A 19,477-nucleotide genomic window follows, 5' to 3' on the forward strand; every position below is an offset into this window, starting at 1 on the left:
CTGCGGTGTAAGTCTTCTGTTTCTTGCTCATGGTAAACTCCTGATGAGTGTCTATAGTTTACCAAGTTAAAACCTCCTGTTTTCTCAGCACACATCAGTCGATGTCAAAGTAAATGGAAAAATTTTAGAAAAGCCGAAAAATTATGAGTGGGAATTAAAAAATAGAATATTTAACCAGTGTTTAATGATCTCAGATGTGGATAGAAAAGAAGTATTTGATTTAGATCTCCTTGCTAAAAATGATTCAGAAGTTCAAGCATTTGTACAAAAATGGTGGTCAGATAAAATCAAAATTGAAGATGAAACTAAAATTGGAGATCCAAACCAGCTATACGTTCCAGTGAATGAATATCATAAAACAGATACAGCAGAGGGAGAAGTCACTTATTTAGTTGAGGATAATAGTGAGAAATTTAAAGCAGAATTATTAAAGTTATATGAGAGAAAAAACTTTAAATTATTCCCCATAGATTCATTGTATGAATCTCATAGATATGTCTTTTTTGCACCGATCGCAATGAGATATGAGCCTATTTATCAGATGGTTTATGATCCTGTTCTAAAGAAAAATGTTATGAGAATAGTTAAACTAGGATCAGTCATTGAAGGTTCTGCGAGTTTTGAGGCTGATACTCGACTTTTTAAACGAGAACCAGACTTATATCCTGTATATAAAAATAAAGATGCAGAATGGGGAAAATCTGTCGTTATATTTGCTGATGCCCCACCCTACATGGATGTGATAGCACATGAATTAAGTCATACCTTAGGCTTATTACATACATTTCACGATAATGAAATGAGATTTCATCAAGGTTTTACAGACAATGTTATGGATTATTCAAATACAGATGATAAACGTGTTTCAAGATTTAATACTTATCAAACAATTTTTAGAAAAATTCAAGCAGATCAAATTAAGACACATCTATTCACACCTTCCAAACTATTTAAAAAATCGTCTTAATAGAGTTAAAAAATCCATTTAGTACAAACTATTGAATACTCAATAGAATTGATAAGTTTATTATTTTATGACTGGTAGTTTAGTCATTTTATTGATTATCTACCAGTATCATCCAAATGTTCAACCTTTTAAGTGAAGTTTATAAGTTCATGTGATGACGTTTAAATTCGTGTCTAATTGATTTAGTAATTGAAGATTAAAAAATTAGCCCCCATGCTTAGCCTGTCGTTTGTTATCGTTCTTAGTCGTGTATCAGTACGTTATTTTATCAATTTATTTTCTTACTCACAGCAGAAGCACATTTTAATGATTCAATTCAAATGAAGTTTAGTTTTGTGAAAACTACGATAAAAGTGTTAAAAACTACAAAAAATAGTCAATAAAAACAATTAACTATCAAGAATTAAATACTGCAATCTTTTTTATTTCAAGACATTACCATGTAGCAATCTTAAAGCCTTAAGTAAATGTTTAGGTGGTCTTGTAGTGTTTCCTTTTCATTCCAAGACTCTCTAAGATCTTTAGGCTATGGTGAATACTCAAATCACATTTCAATAGGAAAGAATGAAATGACTTCTATCAATGTTGAGAGTATTAAAAATCATGCTGATGTTATCGCTGCGTGCGGAACTAAAGTTGGTGAGGTAGATCATCTGGTAGGTACAGATCAAATTAAGCTGACCAAACATGGAGATGGACACCATCATCTGATCCCAACCTCATGGGTGGGACAAATCCAAGATCAAAAAGTTATTCTGACCAAAGACTCTCAAGAAGTAAAAGATACTTGGATAGAGGTTTAGGAAAAAATCTATACCCGTTTTATTTTAATTTAAACTGAATCTAATGATTACGAACAGCCCTCTTTTGAGGGCTGTTCTATTGAAGAAACCAAATCATTTTTAAAACTTATTGTCCGACAATAATTCGATATCTTTTGATTTGGAAAATATCAATTTAATCCTATTCTATTTTGATTCGCTGATTTGTCCGTCGAATAGCGTGTGTCGTGCCAGTTTAAAGGTTTTTTATTGGTCATTAAAACACCAATAAAACTCATTGCGCCGCCGACCAACATTACTACTGTTATTGGTTCATTAAGAAGTAAAAATGCCAGTAGTACTGCAAATAAAGGCACTAAATTGTTAAAAATAATTGTTCTGGATGTACCTATTTTTGCAATGCCTTGTGCATACCATACAAATGCCAACACTGTACCTAAAGCGCCTAAATAAAGGACACTCAAATAAATACTGGCATGGAACGTAAAACTTTGCCATTGTCGAAGATACGGGATAAAGCTCATAGATAAGAAAAATAGCCCCCAAAGTGTTGAATAGGTTGTAATGATCAGTGGTGATAAACCCGCAATTTTTTTACAAAGCAATGTATATGCAACCCAACTGAGTACAGCACAACTCATCATTAATTCACCCGTTCCAAAAGAAGTGTTTAACTGAGAAAAAAGATGACCTTTGGTCACAACCAGTAAAGTTCCAAAAAATGCGAGAACCACACCAAAATAGTTAAATTTCGAGAGTTCTTCTTTAAAAAAAATTCGTGCTGCAATTATGGTCAATATCGGTGAGAGACTAACAAATAATGCGGTTCGCCCTGCTTGCATATGCGATAACGCACCAAAGAAAAAAATATTATAGGCAAATACCCCAGTGAGTCCCATACATGCAGTAAGTAAATGCTGTTTAAGGTTTATTGTCTTAAATGACCCTTCTACTTTTATCAAAATTATCATCAGTAAAATAGAGGCAACGATAAAACGCATCAACGCTGCGATTTGGACAGGCATTTCAAAGGCAATCACACGCCCTGCAATAAAAGTTCCACCCCATAGCATCGCTACACAGGTCAGTTTCAAATAAATGGTAAAATCCGCCCAGACGATTCTTTTTGTGTTCATGTGCAATGTTCAGTTCAAAATATGTATTTTTAAAATATTAGAACTAATAATACATCATGACATAATGAGCATTTACTCATAACACTAAGCACAATAATTCAAAAATATTGATTTATGAAGTGATGCGGAAATTCGAAATTTTATCTGATTATTTCTCTATAAAGGTAGAAATCAATTGATTTACTTCAGCGGGTTTTTCGGCATGCAACCAGTGACCAACCTGTTGAATGATTTCAACTTGGCTGTGGCTAAATTGTGATTCAATTGCATCAAAATGCTCTGGTTTTGAAATATAGGGAGAATTCCCACCTTTGATAAATAATGCTGGAACTGTATTTACCGACTGATTTTGCCAGTCCAAAATATCAGCATAATGGTTAAATAATGCGTGCACATTGAATAGCCACTTCCCTTTATTAAAAGATTTCAATAAAAATTGAATGACCATTTCTTCTTTTAAATATTGGCGCATAAGCTCAGTGGCTTCTTTTCGAGACTCTAATTGCGCATTTTCAACAGCAAATAATGCTTTAAAAATTTGATCATGGTGATTTTCTTGATATGCATAAGGTGTCATATCTAGCACCACCATCTTCAACATACGATCCTGTGCAAGATCCGCCAGTTTCATTGCAATTTTACCGCCCATGGAGTGCCCAACAACAACAAAAGTTTCAATCTTGAGATGGTCGAGTGTTTCCAAAACATCAGATGCCATGAGCGTATAATTCATTTCAACAGAGTGTTCAGAATGCCCGTGGTTACGCACATCGAGTTGCAATATATTAAATTTTTCTTGAAAGGCACGTGCAATAATCCCTAAATTACTTAAACTACCAAACAAGCCATGGATCAAAACAAGTGTTTGTTGATTTTCCGATGTAGATTGGGCTTGATCGTATTGATAATTGAGTAACATTAAGAATCTTCCAAAATTAAAATTGCTTTCACGCTATGATGACAAGAAGCTAAATCTAGGACAATAGTTTTATCATTCAGGTCACAATAATGCGACTTAAAGGCAAGCCATATTTTAAAATATTTTGTGCCTAGCATTAACCACCATATATTACTTATTTTCTACTTAGCTTCTGCTTTAATCGCAAATTCAGTCGTAAATATAGTCAAATAAGACTGAACTTCATCTAAAGTTGAATAAATAATAAAAAATAAACTTCATTCTGCTGTTGAGTCGGACTTCGAATTACCTATATTATCAAACACGAATATCTTCGTTTGATTTAGGACTTGAGACCATGTTTCAACATGTAGATCCTTATGCAGGTGATCCAATTCTTTCTTTAATGGAAGCCTTTGGTAAGGATGAACGGACACATAAAGTAAATTTAAGTATTGGTCTTTATTATAATGAGGACACGATTGTTCCTCAGTTAAATGCTGTAAAAGCAGCGTTGAAGAATATTGAACCAAGCAATGATAAGGTAAAGCTTTATTTACCAATGGATGGTTCAAAGTCTTATAACGAAGCGACCCAAAAATTAGTGTTAGGCGAAAACAGTCAAGCGCGTAAAGATGGTCGTGCTGTGACTATTCAGACACTGGGCGGTTCTGGTGCGCTCAAAGTGGGTGCTGATTTTCTCAAAAAATATTTCCCTGAATCTGATGTTTGGGTCAGCCAACCGACTTGGGAAAACCATATTGCAATTTTCAATGGCGCAGGAATCAATTCGCATTTCTATCGCTACTTTGATGCTGCAAGCAATGGTGTTGATATTGAGGGCATGTTGGAAGATTTAAAACAAATTCCAGCCAAAGGTATCGTTCTACTGCATCCATGTTGCCATAACCCAACTGGGGCAGATTTAACACCTGCTGAATGGGATCGTGTTATTGAAGTCTTAAAAGCACGTGATCTTATCCCCTTCCTTGATATTGCTTATCAAGGTTTTGGGCAAGGCTTAGAAGAAGATGCTTATGCTATTCGTGCTTTAGATCAATCTGGTTTAAATTTTATTGTCAGCAATTCATTCTCTAAAATTTTCTCACTGTACGGTGAGCGTATTGGTGGTTTGACATTCATATGTGATGATCAAGCAACAGCACAAAAAGTTTTAGGTCAGTTAAAAGCAACTGTACGTCGTATTTACTCAAGCCCACCTACAACTGGTGCGTTAGTTGTCGATAATGTATTGAACGACGCAACGCTGACTGAACAATGGCATGCAGAACTAAAAGAAATGCGTGAACGTATTATTCAAATGCGCGAACTGTTAAAAGCAAAATTATCTGCTGCTCTGCCTGATCGCAACTTTGATTATCTGACTGCCCAACAAGGTATGTTTAGTTATACAGGTTTAACTGCTGAACAAGTGGATATTTTGAAAGATCAATATGCCATTTACTTGGTTCGTAGCGGTCGTATGTGCGCTGCTGGTTTAAACTTGAAAAATATTGACTATGTGGCAAGCTCTGTTGCAGAAGTCATTAAGGCAACCTCTTGATTTAATAAAGAGTGGTTTGAATCTAAAAAAATCCCTGGTTGTTAAAAGCTAGGGATTTTTTAAGTTATCCAATATCATCCATAAACATGGATTGACATCTGGTTTGAATTTTATAAAATAGATATTCTCATCTCATCTTTTAAAGAGTAAAGCCAATGAAGTAAGTCATTTTCTCATCATTATTTTTAACTTTTGATGTGCAAAATAGATTTTACTCAAGGCAAAACTTATCTTTTGGTTCTGATACCACACTAACGATAAATAGAATAACCCTGTTATTTATAGCTTTATTTCATCCTATTTTGTGCATCCTCTATATGAGGGTTCTCCCATGCAACAGGCATGTATTATTTCAAATCTGAGTTTGGCATTCCCCACTCAAGATATGTTTAATCAATTGAATTTGGTGCTTTATTCAGGGCAAAGTTCAGCTTTGATTGGACGAAATGGTTTAGGTAAATCATTACTTTTTCAGATTTTGCATTTGCAACAATATTCAAATCTAGCGTATAGCGGTCAAATAACGTGGCATATCCAGCATGACTATTTAGCACAATTGCAACGGTTAGAAGCAGAAACCATTGCTCAAGGATTGGAGGTTGAATACTTACATCGTGCATTTCAACGGATTGAGGAAAATACTGCCAATTTTGAAGATTATGACTTGGTTGAGAATGCTTGGGATCTGCCACAAAAATGGCAACAGATTTTACATAACGCACAGTTACCGATGGATTTAAATTATCCAATTCAACAACTGAGTGAAGGACAAAAAACCAAATTAGCCTTGTGTCGTTTATTCTTAAAGCAAGATCATTATTTGCTGTTAGATGAACCGAGTAATCATTTAGATATTCAATCTAGACAATGGCTTATGGAGTCTATTTTGGCTCACCCTGCTGGTGTATGTCTGATCAGTCATGACCGTCAATTGCTTGATCAGGTTCAACATATTTATGCATTAACCGAATTGGGATTACAGCACATCCGTGGAAATTATACGGACTACATTCTACAACATCAGCAACAGATCAATGCTTTAACTCAGTCGATTCAACAAGATAAACGTGAATTAAAACAGTTAAAGCAACAACAACACGAAAGCTTAATGAAAGCCCAAAAACGGCAACGTAAAGGAGCACAGCTACGAGACTCAAACTCTCAAGCTAAAATTCTACTCGACTTTAAAAAGGAGCAAGCTGGACAAAGTTTTGGAAAATTACGCACGCAACAACTTCGTCAAATGGATGATTCACAACATGATTTACAAGATAAACAAAGCAAACTAGAGAAAATTAAGCCTCAAAGATTTGAATTTCAACTGCATAGCGCGCGTCAAGGTGAAATATTGAGAATCAATGATTTAAGATTGCCCTATACATCGACACAAAAAATCAAATTTTCATTGCATGCTGGTGAAAAAATTCAGCTTAAAGGTGCCAACGGTATTGGAAAATCAACCTTGTTAAAAATGATTGCTCATCATCAGACTCAGGAAATCTTTTTTAATGGTGCTTGTCTATATCTGGATCAAAACTTTAGTCTGTTAAATAATGATCTCACGGTGATTGAAAATTTAGCCATGTTTAACCCTCAAATTGCTGAAGTTGAGTGGCGAAAACTTTTGGGACAATTACGTATCCGTCGCGAGAAAGCCTTGTTGAAGTTGGGGCAATTAAGTGGTGGGGAAAAGCTTAAAGTCGCATTATTAGCCATCAGTCAAGCAGCCAATGGTGTTGATTTACTTTTATTGGATGAACCTGAAAATCACTTAGACATTGAATCTAGAATGCTACTTGCACAAGCCATTGAGCAATTTAAAGGTGCTGTCATTTTAGTTTCGCATGATGCATTCTTTGTTGAAGAATGCGGAATAAATGAGGCATATCTACTTCACTAGTGCTGCAAATGAATATTTCAAAGCAACATTAAAGTGTTTATCGCTCTATAGCAGGAAATGACAAATTCTCTGCCAATAAATTAAAGCATATTCGTTCTGGCTTATCCTGAGAGTTTGTCATTATGTTCATGCTTAAACATTGACTATTTTTGAGTTGCTTCAGCGAACCCGAGAATATAACCATTTGGATCTTTCAAATAAAATTCTTGCATTCCATACCACGCTGTTTTTAATTCAGTAAGTTCTAGATTTTTGCTTTTAAGCGCTAAATAAAATGCCTCTATGCCTTCAATTTCCATATAAAATGAAACAGATGCACCTATATTCAACCCTTTGGAAAATATAACATCATTTTTAAAAGTGTCTGAACGCTGAAACATAAATTCAATTTGATCTCTTTGTACCAAAGCATAAACATAAGCTTTGTTGTCCAAAAAACGAGTATCTATTCCATCTTGAGATTCTGCAACTGCCATGATTAATTTAAAACCCAAGTGATCGACATAAAAAGCCACAGTTTTTTGTATATCAGACACTTCAAAGTTTGGAGAGATTTTATGAATATTCATATTGATTGCACCTGCAAATTAAGATGATCAATTATGATTGTGATGTCACCTTAAATAATTGTATAAATCGGTCATTTTTGTTTTTACTTAATTCTTTCGGTGTAGTCCCTGTGTATTTTTTTATTTGTTTAATAAAATGTGCTTGATCATAATATTCACAATTCGGATTGAGATGATCACTGGTTATTTTCCTATATGCTGTATGGCAGCGTACAATGTTCAAAAATTCTTTTAGCGTGATCCCAAATGTTGTCTGAAAATATCTGTTGATTTGTCGACTGCTCCAGAAAACATGGTTAGAAATTTCAGCCACAGTTTTCACCTCTTGATCATAGACCATGCGAAATAATTTCAATTTTCTATGGTCAATTTGATTTAAATCATTAAATAAAATTTCTAAATCTTTTGATATTTGAACAACAAAATGTTCAAATTCATCTGAATGATATTGATCAAGCTGCCAAAAGTTTAAAGCTAAGTTAATGGATGTGTCTAAAATCGACTTTAATTGATCTTTGAAAACATATTCGATTGCCGGAAGTTTAAATCTAACCGCAAAAATCTGAGTGTTTTTTGAAATTCTTATCTCTTTTGGTGTGGTCCATATTCCTGTAAGTTTAACAAGCGTTAATTTCCTGTGACTAAACTCAGCAATTAAGTCGAAATAACCATCAGGCAAAATAGTATGCTGGGTGTCGATTTCTTCCGTTTCATAATACCAAAAGCACTTTATAAAATGATTTAAAAAACCCTTTGCTTCAATTTCCCGATATTTCAATTCAATACTCGGCTAAAGTTTGATAATCATAGAGAGTGAACAAACTAAATTTTACACTTCAAAGGAAAGGCGTCTGTATAAATTATGGTTTTCATTAGATCTCTTGCGTTAGTCAAAATTTGAGCAGCTGTGAGCTTTGTTATATAGTCAATCTGTTGAAAAATTCATCCAGTTGAATATTATTTCTCTTGATCAATAAAATTAAAGCGATCAATATATTGTTTGATGATATAAAGCTTGCACTGCCACGCTTTAGCTCTAAAGTTTAAATTGTTTTGCGTAGGCGATACTTTACTTTTCAGAGATGAAAAGTAACAAAAATCTTCCGTTGAGCGAGGGGTACATCCTAATACCCCCGCTCAACATGGCGACATCCATGTCGCCTCGTGATAGCAAGACTGTTTATGATTCAAAAGTACAAAATAAATGAATCATCCAAATCACTTGTATGAATAATCAGGCGGTTTGACTATATAAGGTATTGCATATAGCTAAATGACCCATAAACTTACTTTCGCAAGAGGTCTATTGTTAGGTACATTGAACTAAATAGCCACTTACTTGTGATTGATCACACCAAAATACATAACATATTCCACCACTTCCAAAATAAACCTCACCGTTTTCCATATCTGGAAGATCAGTATCAAGTTGCATCAGAAAATCCATTTTCTCATTGCACACTGGGCAAGTTAAAACTTGAGGACTTTGAATCCATGTAGGTTCGCCGCCTAATCTAAACAAGTTTTCTCTACCATTTGAACTACCCCAACTTTGATATAGCCATCTAGATGGAGTTTCTGAAAAGCAAATTTGAGTATGTTTAATCGCTAAATCGGGATAATTCTCGACAACTGTTGTATCACCAATTTTAGTCGGCTCTCCAAACTGGTCATGTTGATAGAATATTTCGCTATATTCATTTAATTCTCTAATGTGCATGCCGAGTTTAAGCCGTTCTAAACTTTTAATATTTAAACCTTTTGGAATCTCCTCAAATGTGACGAGATGAATAAATGGATTATGACTATCCTCTTGAATCAATCCACCAAATGCAAAGTGTTTATCGTTGGTTGTCAAACGCCAAGTCGGATGTTGTTTTTTATTGATATGGATAGGACGATCATCATGAAAATAATGTTCAGGAAATTTAAAATGAAATGTTAGGTTTGGACAATAGCTTTCAATTTTTCCATGCCTAAATGTAAATCCAACAGATTCTAGATCATCAATTAAATAGTCCTCTATATCCTCTCTTGCAAAAATATTATTTTTAACTGCAAATCGATAAGCAAAATTGAGCGTGTCTAAGTTCCGTGTTTCCATCAAACACCGATAGAGTTTTTGCTGATCCAATAGTGCTGTGGAATGACTTTTTATTTTCTCAATAAAAGGTTTTATATCGTCTGCAGCTAGATTTCTCCAAGGATATTCAGCATAAAAAGCAGATTCATTCGGTTTTAACTCAAAAATGAGGTCTAAATATGGATGCAGTAATTCTGGAAACTGTAAACTGGCATATTCAATGACTGCATCCGCATTTTCATTGTGCTGCTGTTTTAATCGATCAAGTGATAAAACGATCAATTTAGAAAAATCTGCTTTTTCAATATAACTAAGCGAATCATTAAATATTGTTGCTCCTTTCTCAAAATTTGTCATAAATAAAAGACAAAAAGTAGAAGCGGCTTGGTGATCATCAAGCAGCTCAAAAAGCCTTTCATAAAGATTTGGGGTCTTCCAACCCTGTTGTTTAAAAACATCTATTAAATTTTCAGCTTTTTCTTTCATTATTTCTGTTCATCTAAATCCAATAAAAAATTACTGCGTCATAATGGCGTCTTTTCTTTACACATTGCAAGACTTTGAGCTTCGCGTAAATATACCCAAAAAATATCACCTGAATGCTGGATAATTTGCGGATATTTGCCCAAACCACGTGGAAAAGTGATGTCTAAAATTTCGTTTGTGGCGAGTGAAAAAATCTTTTGTTTACCTTTCCATTCGTCATTTTGGAAAACAGGTGTAAGCATTAAATACTTTTGTGAACTACTCAATAAGCCATTTACACCACGCTTTTTCTGATCAATTGAATGCAAATCTCCACTATCAATCAAAGTTTCAACAACCTTTCCCATTAAATCAGTTTTGATAAAAGCATAATAATCCATTCCCCACTTGTTTATGGATACCAATTGCCCACCCGCGCTAAATATATATAATTCATTATCTTGTAACATGACTGTATCAATTTTAGGTGGATACTGCTTATCTTTGTGAGATGAGAATGTCTGTGCCTCTAATGTAATCCAACTTTTCCAATAAGCTTGATGATTTATAACATCTAAATCCAGTAGTGCTAAATATCTTGTATCGTGCCCCATGCCATCACTGTTAAAGCAAATGGGGAAAACAGAACAATCACTTATTGAGTTTTTCCAATACAAGTTAAATCGTTGAGGGAGCGTTTCAGTTTTGTCTATCTTAATCGGCGCGAATCTGTTTTTTTCATGTGAATATAATAACAGCTCATTTTTGTCTTTAATGATGCCGAGTTGATGATTTATACAAAACAAAATGGGTGAGTATTCAAGTTGATAATATTTCTCGCTGTAGCCTAGATCTATCGTTTTATATTTATCTTTAGACACATAGACGATTTGATATTTGTGATCTTCACTATACGACAAGAATGCAGATGTATATTCATCTATACAAATTGCAGAAAGTATAGGACCGACAAAAATATCTTTTTGAATTAGCTCTAGTTTCATAAGTTCAATTCAGTTCACTAAAATACAACTTGGATGACAACTTATATTAAATACTAAACTGCATTACAGATGTGCATCAAGTATAGGACAATTTGAGTGTTTGATTATTTCTAAACATTTATTTTCACAATCCAGTACATACATCATCTGATGTTATCATTTGTCCTTTTCATTGATGAGCTCAAAAGATAATTGATCAATATTTTTGTTTTTTGCATGAAACGCTGAAAGGCTGGATAAAACAATCACAGCAGTCTGATCTTTCACATTGATAACCATAGATGATGAATATCCACCTGTCCCGCCATTATGCCAAATTACATCCTTGCCATTAGGTGTTTTTAATAAGTGCCAAGCTAAACCAATTTTTAAATCTTTATTGATCTCAAAAGTCGGTGTACGTGTTAAAGCTAACGCCGTATTCTTGGCGTCAAAATGTGCACGAGCAAACTTTGCTAAATCTTCTGTGGTTGAGAGCATTCCACCTGCACCAAACAAAACGTCAAAGTCCCAATTCGGTATTATTTGACCCTCAGCATTCTGTCCTTTGACCAACTGATCAGCTAGATTATTTGAGTTTACAAATGAATTTTTCATTTGATATTGATCAAAAATTTTCTGCTGTAAAAGTGTTTGAAAACTAGCTCCTTGTGATTGTCCAAGTGTATAACCGAGTAATCCTGCACCTAAATTTGAATAAACATATTTTTTTTGTACTGTATTTTCAATTGCTAATGAATCTTGAAGATAATGTTCAATCTGACTTTTACCATAATCTTTATAAGGATTGCTTTGATTAGATAAATCTAGATTATCAGGTAAGCGTGGTAAGCCAGAAGTATGGTTGGCTAAGTCTTTAAATTTCAGTTGAATATCATTTTTAAATTTTAAAGCTGGATAAAACGAATTGATTTCATCCGTTAATTTAATTTGACCTTCATCAACCAGAGTAGCTAAAACAGTTGAGGTAAAGACTTTTGTAATTGATCCTATTTCAAATACTTTATTTTGATTTTCAATCTCTTGAAGCTTGTTATTGGTTTTAATTACACCATAATATTTGACTTTATCCTTATCAAGGATTGCAATCGAAAGCTGAGTATTATTCGGAAAATTTTGCGCATTGGTAAAGATGATGTTTGAAATCTCTTTAGGATACGTGTTCAGTGCATTAAAAGTATCGCTTTTTGTCTCTTTTTGTTGTTCATTCGGTTTAAAAAGAAGTCCACTGATGTGATTCTGATGATCGATCGAAATTTTCACAGTGAACTCCATTTTTTCAGACTTGGTTTTATAAAGTGCATAGTCACCTTGCTGCTCATTCAAAAACACTGTACTTTCAATTTTTCCTGCCTTGTTTTTTAATCCTGAAAAAAATTGTTTTGTTTTTTCAAGCGGCAGCGCTTGTTGCATTTCAGCAGAGAAATCATTAAAAATTTTCTCATACTGATCGGCATTAAAGTTGCTTATAAGCTTGTTCATGACCATTTTATAGTTTTCATTTTGTGCAAATACTGAGGTTGAAGCCATAATTAACAATAAGATTAAAATCAGTCTTTTCATAATGGGTAATAATAATTGTGAATGAGGAAAGATAATTTTTTACAGCACGGATGCAATTAAACTATAGCAAAGATAATTTTTCAATCAAGTATTATAAATGCATTTATAAAATATTTTTTATTCTATCTTAACGTCTTTAATAAATAGTGTTTTTATTTATATATTATTCACTTATTCTACAACATGATATTAATTTAAAATTATAGATTAAATCTATGTTATTTATTAAAGCGAGATATAAATGATGCACAATGAATAAAAATATGTTGTAGTATTTCAGACATAAAATGATAGGTATTTATCGGATATATCAGCTTTTTAATGGGAATTTCTAAACCAATCATATTTTGGCTATTATGTTCATCATATCTAAATAACTGATTTTTGGTCATCACTGAAATATTATTTACATCTATGTTTAGTCCTTGAATTTCATAATATTTCCATTCAGGAACAGCATCAACAATGATAAATTTTGACAGACAATTTTAGGGTGTGTTGACAAATTCTCATTATTTTGAAATGCGCCTGTCGCATCAAGTGCTTGAACAAGTAGTCGTATACCAGAACCTTCACTAAATATACCAATTATTTTATTATTTTTATCGAAATTTAATGTTTTTAAGTGGGTTAGAACACCTCGATCTAACTCATTCGATGTTACAAAAATTTGAGTCTGGTGACATAGAAAAGTAATTTTTTGATTTAAATTCCAAATCGCTTGTAATAAAAGTTGATCAAGTTTGGTTTGCGGTTTTAAATGAATTGTTTTAAATCCTTTTCATACAATTAAACATGAAAAAGAGAATGATCAGCTATAGATAAAATGAACCTATTGATCATTTTTCTATGAAAGAGATCTATTATTTTACACATAAATAAAGATCGAATAAATCAAAATTTATTCAATCTTTACCGGAACTTAATGATTTAAAGGTATAAATTAGCCACAACTTGCTTGGGTAATTTTTTTAGTCACTGGGTCAACAGTAACCGTTACGCGTTCTACACGATAATCCATTGTCACACCTTGATTTGGAGCAACTTTACGAACTATCGTGGCTTGTGTAAGTTGTTTAATTTTGGCTTCAGACATATCATTTTGACCAATCAATTGCGTCGCACGTTCAGCAATACAAGTGGTTTGCATATTTTGTGCTGATTGGTCTTGCGCAGCATTGGTTTGAATTGAAGAACATGCAGAAATTGCTAAACTTGCAATACCCAAACCGATAATAGCAACATTTTTCATAAAGTGACCCACTCTGAATTTTTTGAATTAAAGCCATAACATAACAAAAAATGATAAGCTTAGAATATTTTTATATAAAACTCATACATTTATCATGCAAATAAAAACCAGTAATACATGATGCATTACTGGTTGTTTAAATTCTAAACCAATATTGGGCTTTTAGAAGTTAATTACGGTGCGAATTGATTTTCCTTCATGCATTAAATCAAATGCTTCATTGATATTTTCCAAGCCCATTGTATGTGTGACAAATGGTGCAAGTTGAATATCACCTTTCATTGCATCTTCAACCATACCTGGCAATTGGCTACGCCCTTTGACGCCACCGAACGCAGTACCTTTCCATGTACGCCCAGTCACCAATTGGAACGGACGAGTAGAAATTTCTTGACCTGCACCCGCAACACCAATAATTACAGATTGTCCCCAACCACGATGTGCGCACTCTAGTGCAGAACGCATAACATTGACATTGCCAATACATTCAAAAGAGTGGTCTACTCCCCATCCGGTCATTTCAACAATCACCTCTTGGATAGGTCTGTCATAATCTTTAGGATTAACAAAGTCTGTTGCACCAAACTCTTCAGCCAGTTTGAATTTTTCAGGGTTGGTATCCACCACGATAATACGCCCAGCTTTTGCTTGACGAGCGCCTTGAACAACAGCAAGACCAATACCACCTAAACCAAACACAGCAACGGAATCACCTGGCTGCACTTTTGCAGTGTTGTGTACTGCGCCAATGCCTGTTGTTACACCACAACCCAATAAACAAACCTGTTCAGGATTTGCCTCTGGGTTGATTTTAGCTAAGGACACTTCTGCAACTACCGTATATTCACTGAAAGTTGAGCATCCCATATAATGATAAATCGGCTCGCCATTATATGAAAAACGTGTCGTTCCATCAGGCATCACACCTTTACCTTGAGTCGCACGAACCGATGTACATAAGTTAGTTTTACCAGATTTACAGAATAAGCATTCACCACATTCTGCAGTATATAATGGAATCACGTGATCGCCCGGTTTTACCGAAGTCACACCTTCACCAACTTCAATCACAATCCCTGCGCCTTCATGCCCTAATACAGCTGGAAAAATACCTTCTGGATCATCACCAGATAAAGTAAAAGCATCTGTATGACATACGCCAGTATGCGTGATTTTCACCAAGACTTCGCCTTTTTGTGGTGGAGCGACATCTATTTCCACTATTTTTAAAGGTTGCCCTGGACCAAATGCAACCGCAGCACGTGATTTCATCGCTAAATTTCCTTTTGGTTTGGTTTTTTAACAGTTGGACTACAGTAACCTTTTTTACTTTACAGATTCAACCATTAACTTGATGATATGATTTAGTAAAATCTAAGTACTCATTGTAAAAATGAATAATTCAAAGACCTCCTTCGTCTTCATTATGCTGGCTTTTTCAATTACTGGATGTCGTCTTCCTATGAATCAATCACAACAAGAACAACAGAGTCAGGTATATCAAGATCATTGGATCACAGAACCACAAGCAAAAAAAATGCTAACGCAAGGTTTGACTGCATATCTTGCGATGAATGATGCCTTTCAAAGCATTGCTTCGCGCATACATTTAATTCGAAAAGCAAAATATACACTTGATTTACAATACTATATTTGGGCTGATGATTTTATTGGTAATCTCATGCTCCATGAATTACTCAAGGCAGCTGATCGTGGTGTAAAAGTCCGATTATTGATTGATGATCAAAATGGAACCAAAATAGATCGACAATTAAGCGCACTACTGACTCATCCCAATATCTCAATCAAACTCTACAATCCCTATAAGTTCAGACATTTTCGCGTGATGGACTATATATTTAGAGCGCAACGAATTAATCATCGTATGCACAATAAATTGATTATTGCTGATGGTGCTATTGCCGTGACTGGCGGACGAAATATCAGCAGTGAATATTTTGATGCCAGTGAATCTTTTCAATTTACAGATATGGATGTGTTGTTTTTTGGTCAATCCGTTAATCGTGCCAACGAAGTCTTTACTGAATTTTGGAATTTTGAGCTGAGCTATCCAATTGAGCAATTTATTTCAAAAGGCTCCACACAGGATTTAATTGATTTAAGAAAAAGTTTTGAAAAACTTGAACAAGCTGAGCACTCTACAGATGAAAAAGTAAATTTAGAACAGAAAGAACTAGCCAATGAGCTGAATCAAAACAAAATCAATTGGGCTTATGCTGATTTCTTAGCAGATTCACCAAAGAAAAGTCTGGGAAAAGCACAAGGCAATGAATTGATTTCTCATCAAATTCATCAACATTTGGGTGATCCAAAACAAGAAATGGATTTGATTGCTGCATATTTTGTTCCGACGCAAAATGGATCAGATTTTATCAGTCAATTTCCAAAGCAAAATGTCAATGTCAGAATTTTAACCAATTCTTTTGTCGCAAATGATGTGGCTTTGGTACACGCTTTTTATCAAAAATATCGCGTTGATCTATTAAAAAATGGCGCCAAACTCTATGAATTTAAACCTTATATAGAACGGAAACGCCGTACATGGTATGAGGTGGTTACAGGCAACATTATTCCTAAAAAGGGTAAGAATAAGTCCAGTCTACATGCGAAATTTATCAATATCGATGACAAAGTCTTTATTGGTTCTTTTAACTTAGACCCTCGATCATTCAACATCAACACTGAGGTGGGTCTTGTACTCAAGTCAGATCCTTTACAAGAACAAATTTCTGATCTATTAGATCGAACCTTACTGACTGTTGCCTATGAGCTCCAATTGAATTCTCAAGGGGAACTGATTTGGCTGGACTACCAAGGCGATGGTAAAGTAATCAAACATCATGTGGACCCTGAAACGACAAGATTCCAAAGATTTATGATGTATAGTGTGTCCTACCTTCCTCTTGAGTGGATGATGTAAGTTTAATGTAATGACATATTCAGTACCAATCAAGATATCTATCTTTGTGGATTTTACAAATAGCATTCAAATAAACAAAGCCCATTAATCTCTTTGACTAATTCAATATCTGTATATCCAGCCTGTTTTATACATTGAAAATGCTCATGTTTGGACATATACAGCTCATTGTTCTGCATTGCCTCTTCGGCAAAAATATGATCACAAACTAAATAAATTGCATCATACTTTAATAGTTTTTTAATTTGTTGATGAAACTGACTTGCATATTCTTTATGGCGTAATTCATGTAAAGCTTGATGGATAATCACTGCATCAAATTTACCCAATGAATCATTCCAATCATCTTGCTTAAAATCCTGAATCACATATTCTGCTCTAGCTAACTCATCAGATGATAGCTTACTTTTAGAAAGCTCATGCATAGGTTCTGAAAAGTCTAAAGCGGTATAGAAAATATCTGGACACTGACTCAACAAATGCTTTGCAAAGAAACCCGGACCTGAACCAATTTCCAGCACACAAAAGCTTGACTCATCTTGATCTTTAAATTGCTTTTCTTTGTATAAGTTCTGAATAAGATTGACATAATAATCAAAAAACTCATATCGCCATGGTCGTTTCTGATTCACTTCTTCAGCCCATTGCAACGCATCTTGTGGATTTCTTAAATCAATTGGACTAGGTACATCCTGAATATTCATTGTCCTTTTTCCGTAAAAACAATCAGCAATTGCGTGTTATTTAGGCATATTTTTAAACGATAGGGAAAATGATTCGATAAAAGTTTGTAATTGTTCTTATCCAAAAATATTTTTGATGATTTTTAGAATATATCGTTTTACTGCAAAACTACTTTTTTGATTGCTATAAATTCAACATATTCATTACATCGTATATTGTATCAAGAATTCTCTATTGAACTGTTTTGTAGCTGTTGAATAGCGGTCTGTAAAATATCAAAAACCTTTTTATCAATACATTGTGCCACATTAAACCGCATGAATTGTTCACTTTGTTCTGCTTGGCTAAAGGAATTTCCGGGTGCCAAAATTAGACCATGCTTTAAACACAGTTTACTCAACTCGGCAGCTTGCACACCTTGAGGTAAAGTACACCATAAAAAAATTCCTGCTGTTGGAATAACCCATGGTTTTATTCCCAATGTCTTTAACTTTTGAATTGTTTCATTGCTCAATTTTAGTAATTGTTTCTTTAACCAATCTAGGTGTCGAGGATAACTACTATCCATCAATGCTTGATAAATGATTTCAGCATTTAAATGGCTCGGACTGAAATTTGTCGCGATTCTTAGATCAATCAAATCATCTATAAGTTTAGGATCAGCGATGATATAACCACAACGAACGGCTGCTGAAAGTGTTTTAGTAAAACTTCCTATTTGAATGACATGCTGAAAACCTGCTAAAGATGCATAACGGGGTGCTGGAATACATTCAAAATCAGCAAAAATTTCGTCTTCAATAATCATTAAGTCTGTTTGTTCAACCAGTTTTGAAATTTGATAAACAGTTTGTAATGAAATTGTCGCACCTGTTGGGTTGTGGATTCCAGAATTTGTCAGATAAATTTTTGGTTTTAAGCTTAGCGCTTGCTCAAATTTTGCTAGATCTGGTCCATTTTCGGTAAAAGGAATTGAAATAGCTTGAAGGTGATGTGCCTTGATGAGTGCACGAAAATTAAAATAACAAGGATCATCAATTAAAATCACATCCCCTGCGACCAGTAAGTGTCGAAAAATTAGATCAATTGACTGTGTAGCTGAGTCAGTAATAAGAATTTGATTAAGTTGAAATTTTATTTGATATTGCTCTTTCTTTCGCGCAATCAGTTTTCGCAATTCAATATGACCATGGGGTGTTGCATAATCAATGAGCATTACGGCTTCTGATTTTGCAGCTGTTTTTAAAGCTTTACGTATGGTTTGCTCTGGCATCCAACTGATTGGCAACCAGCCACATCCTGGTTTAAGCACCTCATTTTTTGCTTCAAGTGATTGCCTTGAAATCCATAGAGGGTCAATTTCACGCTGATAATGCATTTCAGCCTCTATAACAGGCATTGGCTCTGATTTACCTCGTACGTAATAACCAGAACCTACTCGTGACTCTAAAACACCTTCCGCAATCAGTCTTGCATACGCTTCCACGATGGTGGAAACCGAACAGTGTAATTGTTTGGCAAGTTGCCTTACAGAAGGCAAACGGGAACCTGCAATTAAACTTTTATTTGAAATTTGGTTGTTAATGAGTTGAATCGTTTGTTCTATTTTAGTTTTTTTCACAAAAATTTTCCCCTAACCCATCAACACTCAAAGCTAAATATCCCTCAT

Annotated in this window: 16 protein-coding genes; 5 read left to right on the plus strand and 11 right to left on the minus strand. The window is 34.3% G+C overall.

Going from position 1 to position 19,477, the window contains the following annotated elements:
- The first annotated feature begins 196 nt into the window (after nucleotides 1-196).
- Complete coding sequence (locus ACINWC743_RS09680) at nucleotides 197-967, plus strand: hypothetical protein (RefSeq protein ID WP_009585344.1); 771 nt, start codon at nucleotides 197-199, stop codon at nucleotides 965-967.
- A gap of 569 nt (nucleotides 968-1,536) precedes the next feature.
- Nucleotides 1,537-1,770 (plus strand): DUF2171 domain-containing protein, encoded by a 234-nt coding sequence (locus ACINWC743_RS09685; RefSeq protein ID WP_004830796.1) that lies wholly within the window; start codon nucleotides 1,537-1,539, stop codon nucleotides 1,768-1,770.
- A 149-nt stretch (nucleotides 1,771-1,919) separates the two neighbouring features.
- On the opposite strand, the gene ACINWC743_RS09690 is transcribed toward ACINWC743_RS09685, so the two are convergent.
- Nucleotides 1,920-2,885, minus strand: coding sequence for a DMT family transporter (locus tag ACINWC743_RS09690; RefSeq protein ID WP_009585315.1), 966 nt, complete (start codon nucleotides 2,883-2,885; stop codon nucleotides 1,920-1,922).
- Between the two features lie 148 nt (nucleotides 2,886-3,033).
- On the minus strand, nucleotides 3,034-3,804 hold the full coding sequence (locus ACINWC743_RS09695; RefSeq protein ID WP_004830798.1) for an alpha/beta fold hydrolase: 771 nt from the start codon (nucleotides 3,802-3,804) through the stop codon (nucleotides 3,034-3,036).
- Between the two features lie 337 nt (nucleotides 3,805-4,141).
- On the opposite strand from ACINWC743_RS09695, the gene ACINWC743_RS09700 reads away from it, so the two are divergent.
- A complete protein-coding gene (locus ACINWC743_RS09700; RefSeq protein WP_009585333.1) occupies nucleotides 4,142-5,347 on the plus strand; it encodes an aromatic amino acid transaminase in 1,206 nt (401 codons plus the stop codon).
- Nucleotides 5,348-5,678: 331 nt separating this feature from the next.
- On the plus strand, nucleotides 5,679-7,247 hold the full coding sequence (locus ACINWC743_RS09705) for an ATP-binding cassette domain-containing protein (RefSeq protein ID WP_009585323.1): 1,569 nt from the start codon (nucleotides 5,679-5,681) through the stop codon (nucleotides 7,245-7,247).
- 143 nt (nucleotides 7,248-7,390) lie between these two features.
- Here ACINWC743_RS09705 and ACINWC743_RS09710 read toward each other — a convergent pair whose 3' ends face one another.
- The 7 genes from ACINWC743_RS09710 to ACINWC743_RS09740 form a co-directional block, all read right to left on the minus strand.
- Nucleotides 7,391-7,816, minus strand: coding sequence for a VOC family protein (locus ACINWC743_RS09710; RefSeq protein ID WP_009585309.1), 426 nt, complete (start codon nucleotides 7,814-7,816; stop codon nucleotides 7,391-7,393).
- A 31-nt stretch (nucleotides 7,817-7,847) separates the two neighbouring features.
- Nucleotides 7,848-8,594 carry a helix-turn-helix domain-containing protein gene (locus ACINWC743_RS09715; RefSeq protein ID WP_009585296.1) on the minus strand — a complete coding sequence of 249 codons (747 nt, stop codon included), beginning with the start codon at nucleotides 8,592-8,594 and terminating at the stop codon, nucleotides 7,848-7,850.
- Nucleotides 8,595-9,125: 531 nt separating this feature from the next.
- Entirely contained in the window at nucleotides 9,126-10,385 is a 1,260-nt protein-coding gene (locus ACINWC743_RS09720) for a hypothetical protein (RefSeq protein WP_009585348.1), read from the minus strand.
- Between the two features lie 38 nt (nucleotides 10,386-10,423).
- Nucleotides 10,424-11,368: a hypothetical protein gene (locus ACINWC743_RS09725; RefSeq protein ID WP_009585302.1), complete on the minus strand. Its 945-nt coding sequence runs from the start codon at nucleotides 11,366-11,368 to the stop codon at nucleotides 10,424-10,426.
- Nucleotides 11,369-11,524: 156 nt separating this feature from the next.
- On the minus strand, nucleotides 11,525-12,850 hold the full coding sequence (locus ACINWC743_RS09730; protein WP_228129105.1) for a serine hydrolase: 1,326 nt from the start codon (nucleotides 12,848-12,850) through the stop codon (nucleotides 11,525-11,527).
- Nucleotides 12,851-13,874: 1,024 nt separating this feature from the next.
- A complete protein-coding gene (locus ACINWC743_RS09735) occupies nucleotides 13,875-14,183 on the minus strand; it encodes an I78 family peptidase inhibitor (RefSeq protein ID WP_009585291.1) in 309 nt (102 codons plus the stop codon).
- A 162-nt stretch (nucleotides 14,184-14,345) separates the two neighbouring features.
- Entirely contained in the window at nucleotides 14,346-15,455 is a 1,110-nt protein-coding gene (locus ACINWC743_RS09740; RefSeq protein WP_005028868.1) for an S-(hydroxymethyl)glutathione dehydrogenase/class III alcohol dehydrogenase, read from the minus strand.
- 190 nt (nucleotides 15,456-15,645) lie between these two features.
- Between ACINWC743_RS09740 and ACINWC743_RS09745 the strand changes: the two genes are divergently transcribed.
- On the plus strand, nucleotides 15,646-17,124 hold the full coding sequence (locus ACINWC743_RS09745) for a phospholipase D family protein (RefSeq protein ID WP_009585299.1): 1,479 nt from the start codon (nucleotides 15,646-15,648) through the stop codon (nucleotides 17,122-17,124).
- 53 nt (nucleotides 17,125-17,177) lie between these two features.
- On the opposite strand, the gene ACINWC743_RS09750 is transcribed toward ACINWC743_RS09745, so the two are convergent.
- The gene (locus ACINWC743_RS09750) at nucleotides 17,178-17,828 is read right to left on the minus strand and encodes a class I SAM-dependent methyltransferase (RefSeq protein ID WP_009585335.1); all 651 of its coding nucleotides are present in this window, start codon (nucleotides 17,826-17,828) and stop codon (nucleotides 17,178-17,180) included.
- Nucleotides 17,829-18,028: 200 nt separating this feature from the next.
- Nucleotides 18,029-19,429 carry a PLP-dependent aminotransferase family protein gene (locus ACINWC743_RS09755; protein ID WP_009585316.1) on the minus strand — a complete coding sequence of 467 codons (1,401 nt, stop codon included), beginning with the start codon at nucleotides 19,427-19,429 and terminating at the stop codon, nucleotides 18,029-18,031.
- Nucleotides 19,430-19,477 lie beyond the last annotated feature (48 nt).

The sequence above is a fragment of the Acinetobacter sp. WC-743 genome (assembly GCF_000335555.1).
Taxonomy (GTDB): Bacteria; Pseudomonadota; Gammaproteobacteria; order Pseudomonadales; family Moraxellaceae; genus Acinetobacter; species Acinetobacter bereziniae.

Coding starts and splice junctions, on each gene's coding strand:
- ACINWC743_RS09740 (WP_005028868.1), bottom strand. CDS start 15,455: ATGAAATCACGTGCTGCGGTTGCATTTGGTCCAGGGCAACCTTTAAAA.
- ACINWC743_RS09700 (WP_009585333.1), top strand. CDS start 4,142: ATGTTTCAACATGTAGATCCTTATGCAGGTGATCCAATTCTTTCTTTA.
- ACINWC743_RS09690 (WP_009585315.1), bottom strand. CDS start 2,885: ATGAACACAAAAAGAATCGTCTGGGCGGATTTTACCATTTATTTGAAA.
- ACINWC743_RS09745 (WP_009585299.1), top strand. CDS start 15,646: ATGAATCAATCACAACAAGAACAACAGAGTCAGGTATATCAAGATCAT.
- ACINWC743_RS09735 (WP_009585291.1), bottom strand. CDS start 14,183: ATGAAAAATGTTGCTATTATCGGTTTGGGTATTGCAAGTTTAGCAATT.
- ACINWC743_RS09685 (WP_004830796.1), top strand. CDS start 1,537: ATGACTTCTATCAATGTTGAGAGTATTAAAAATCATGCTGATGTTATC.
- ACINWC743_RS09710 (WP_009585309.1), bottom strand. CDS start 7,816: ATGAATATTCATAAAATCTCTCCAAACTTTGAAGTGTCTGATATACAA.
- ACINWC743_RS09725 (WP_009585302.1), bottom strand. CDS start 11,368: ATGAAACTAGAGCTAATTCAAAAAGATATTTTTGTCGGTCCTATACTT.
- ACINWC743_RS09720 (WP_009585348.1), bottom strand. CDS start 10,385: ATGAAAGAAAAAGCTGAAAATTTAATAGATGTTTTTAAACAACAGGGT.
- ACINWC743_RS09695 (WP_004830798.1), bottom strand. CDS start 3,804: ATGTTACTCAATTATCAATACGATCAAGCCCAATCTACATCGGAAAAT.
- ACINWC743_RS09730 (WP_228129105.1), bottom strand. CDS start 12,850: ATGAACAAGCTTATAAGCAACTTTAATGCCGATCAGTATGAGAAAATT.
- ACINWC743_RS09705 (WP_009585323.1), top strand. CDS start 5,679: ATGCAACAGGCATGTATTATTTCAAATCTGAGTTTGGCATTCCCCACT.
- ACINWC743_RS09750 (WP_009585335.1), bottom strand. CDS start 17,828: ATGAATATTCAGGATGTACCTAGTCCAATTGATTTAAGAAATCCACAA.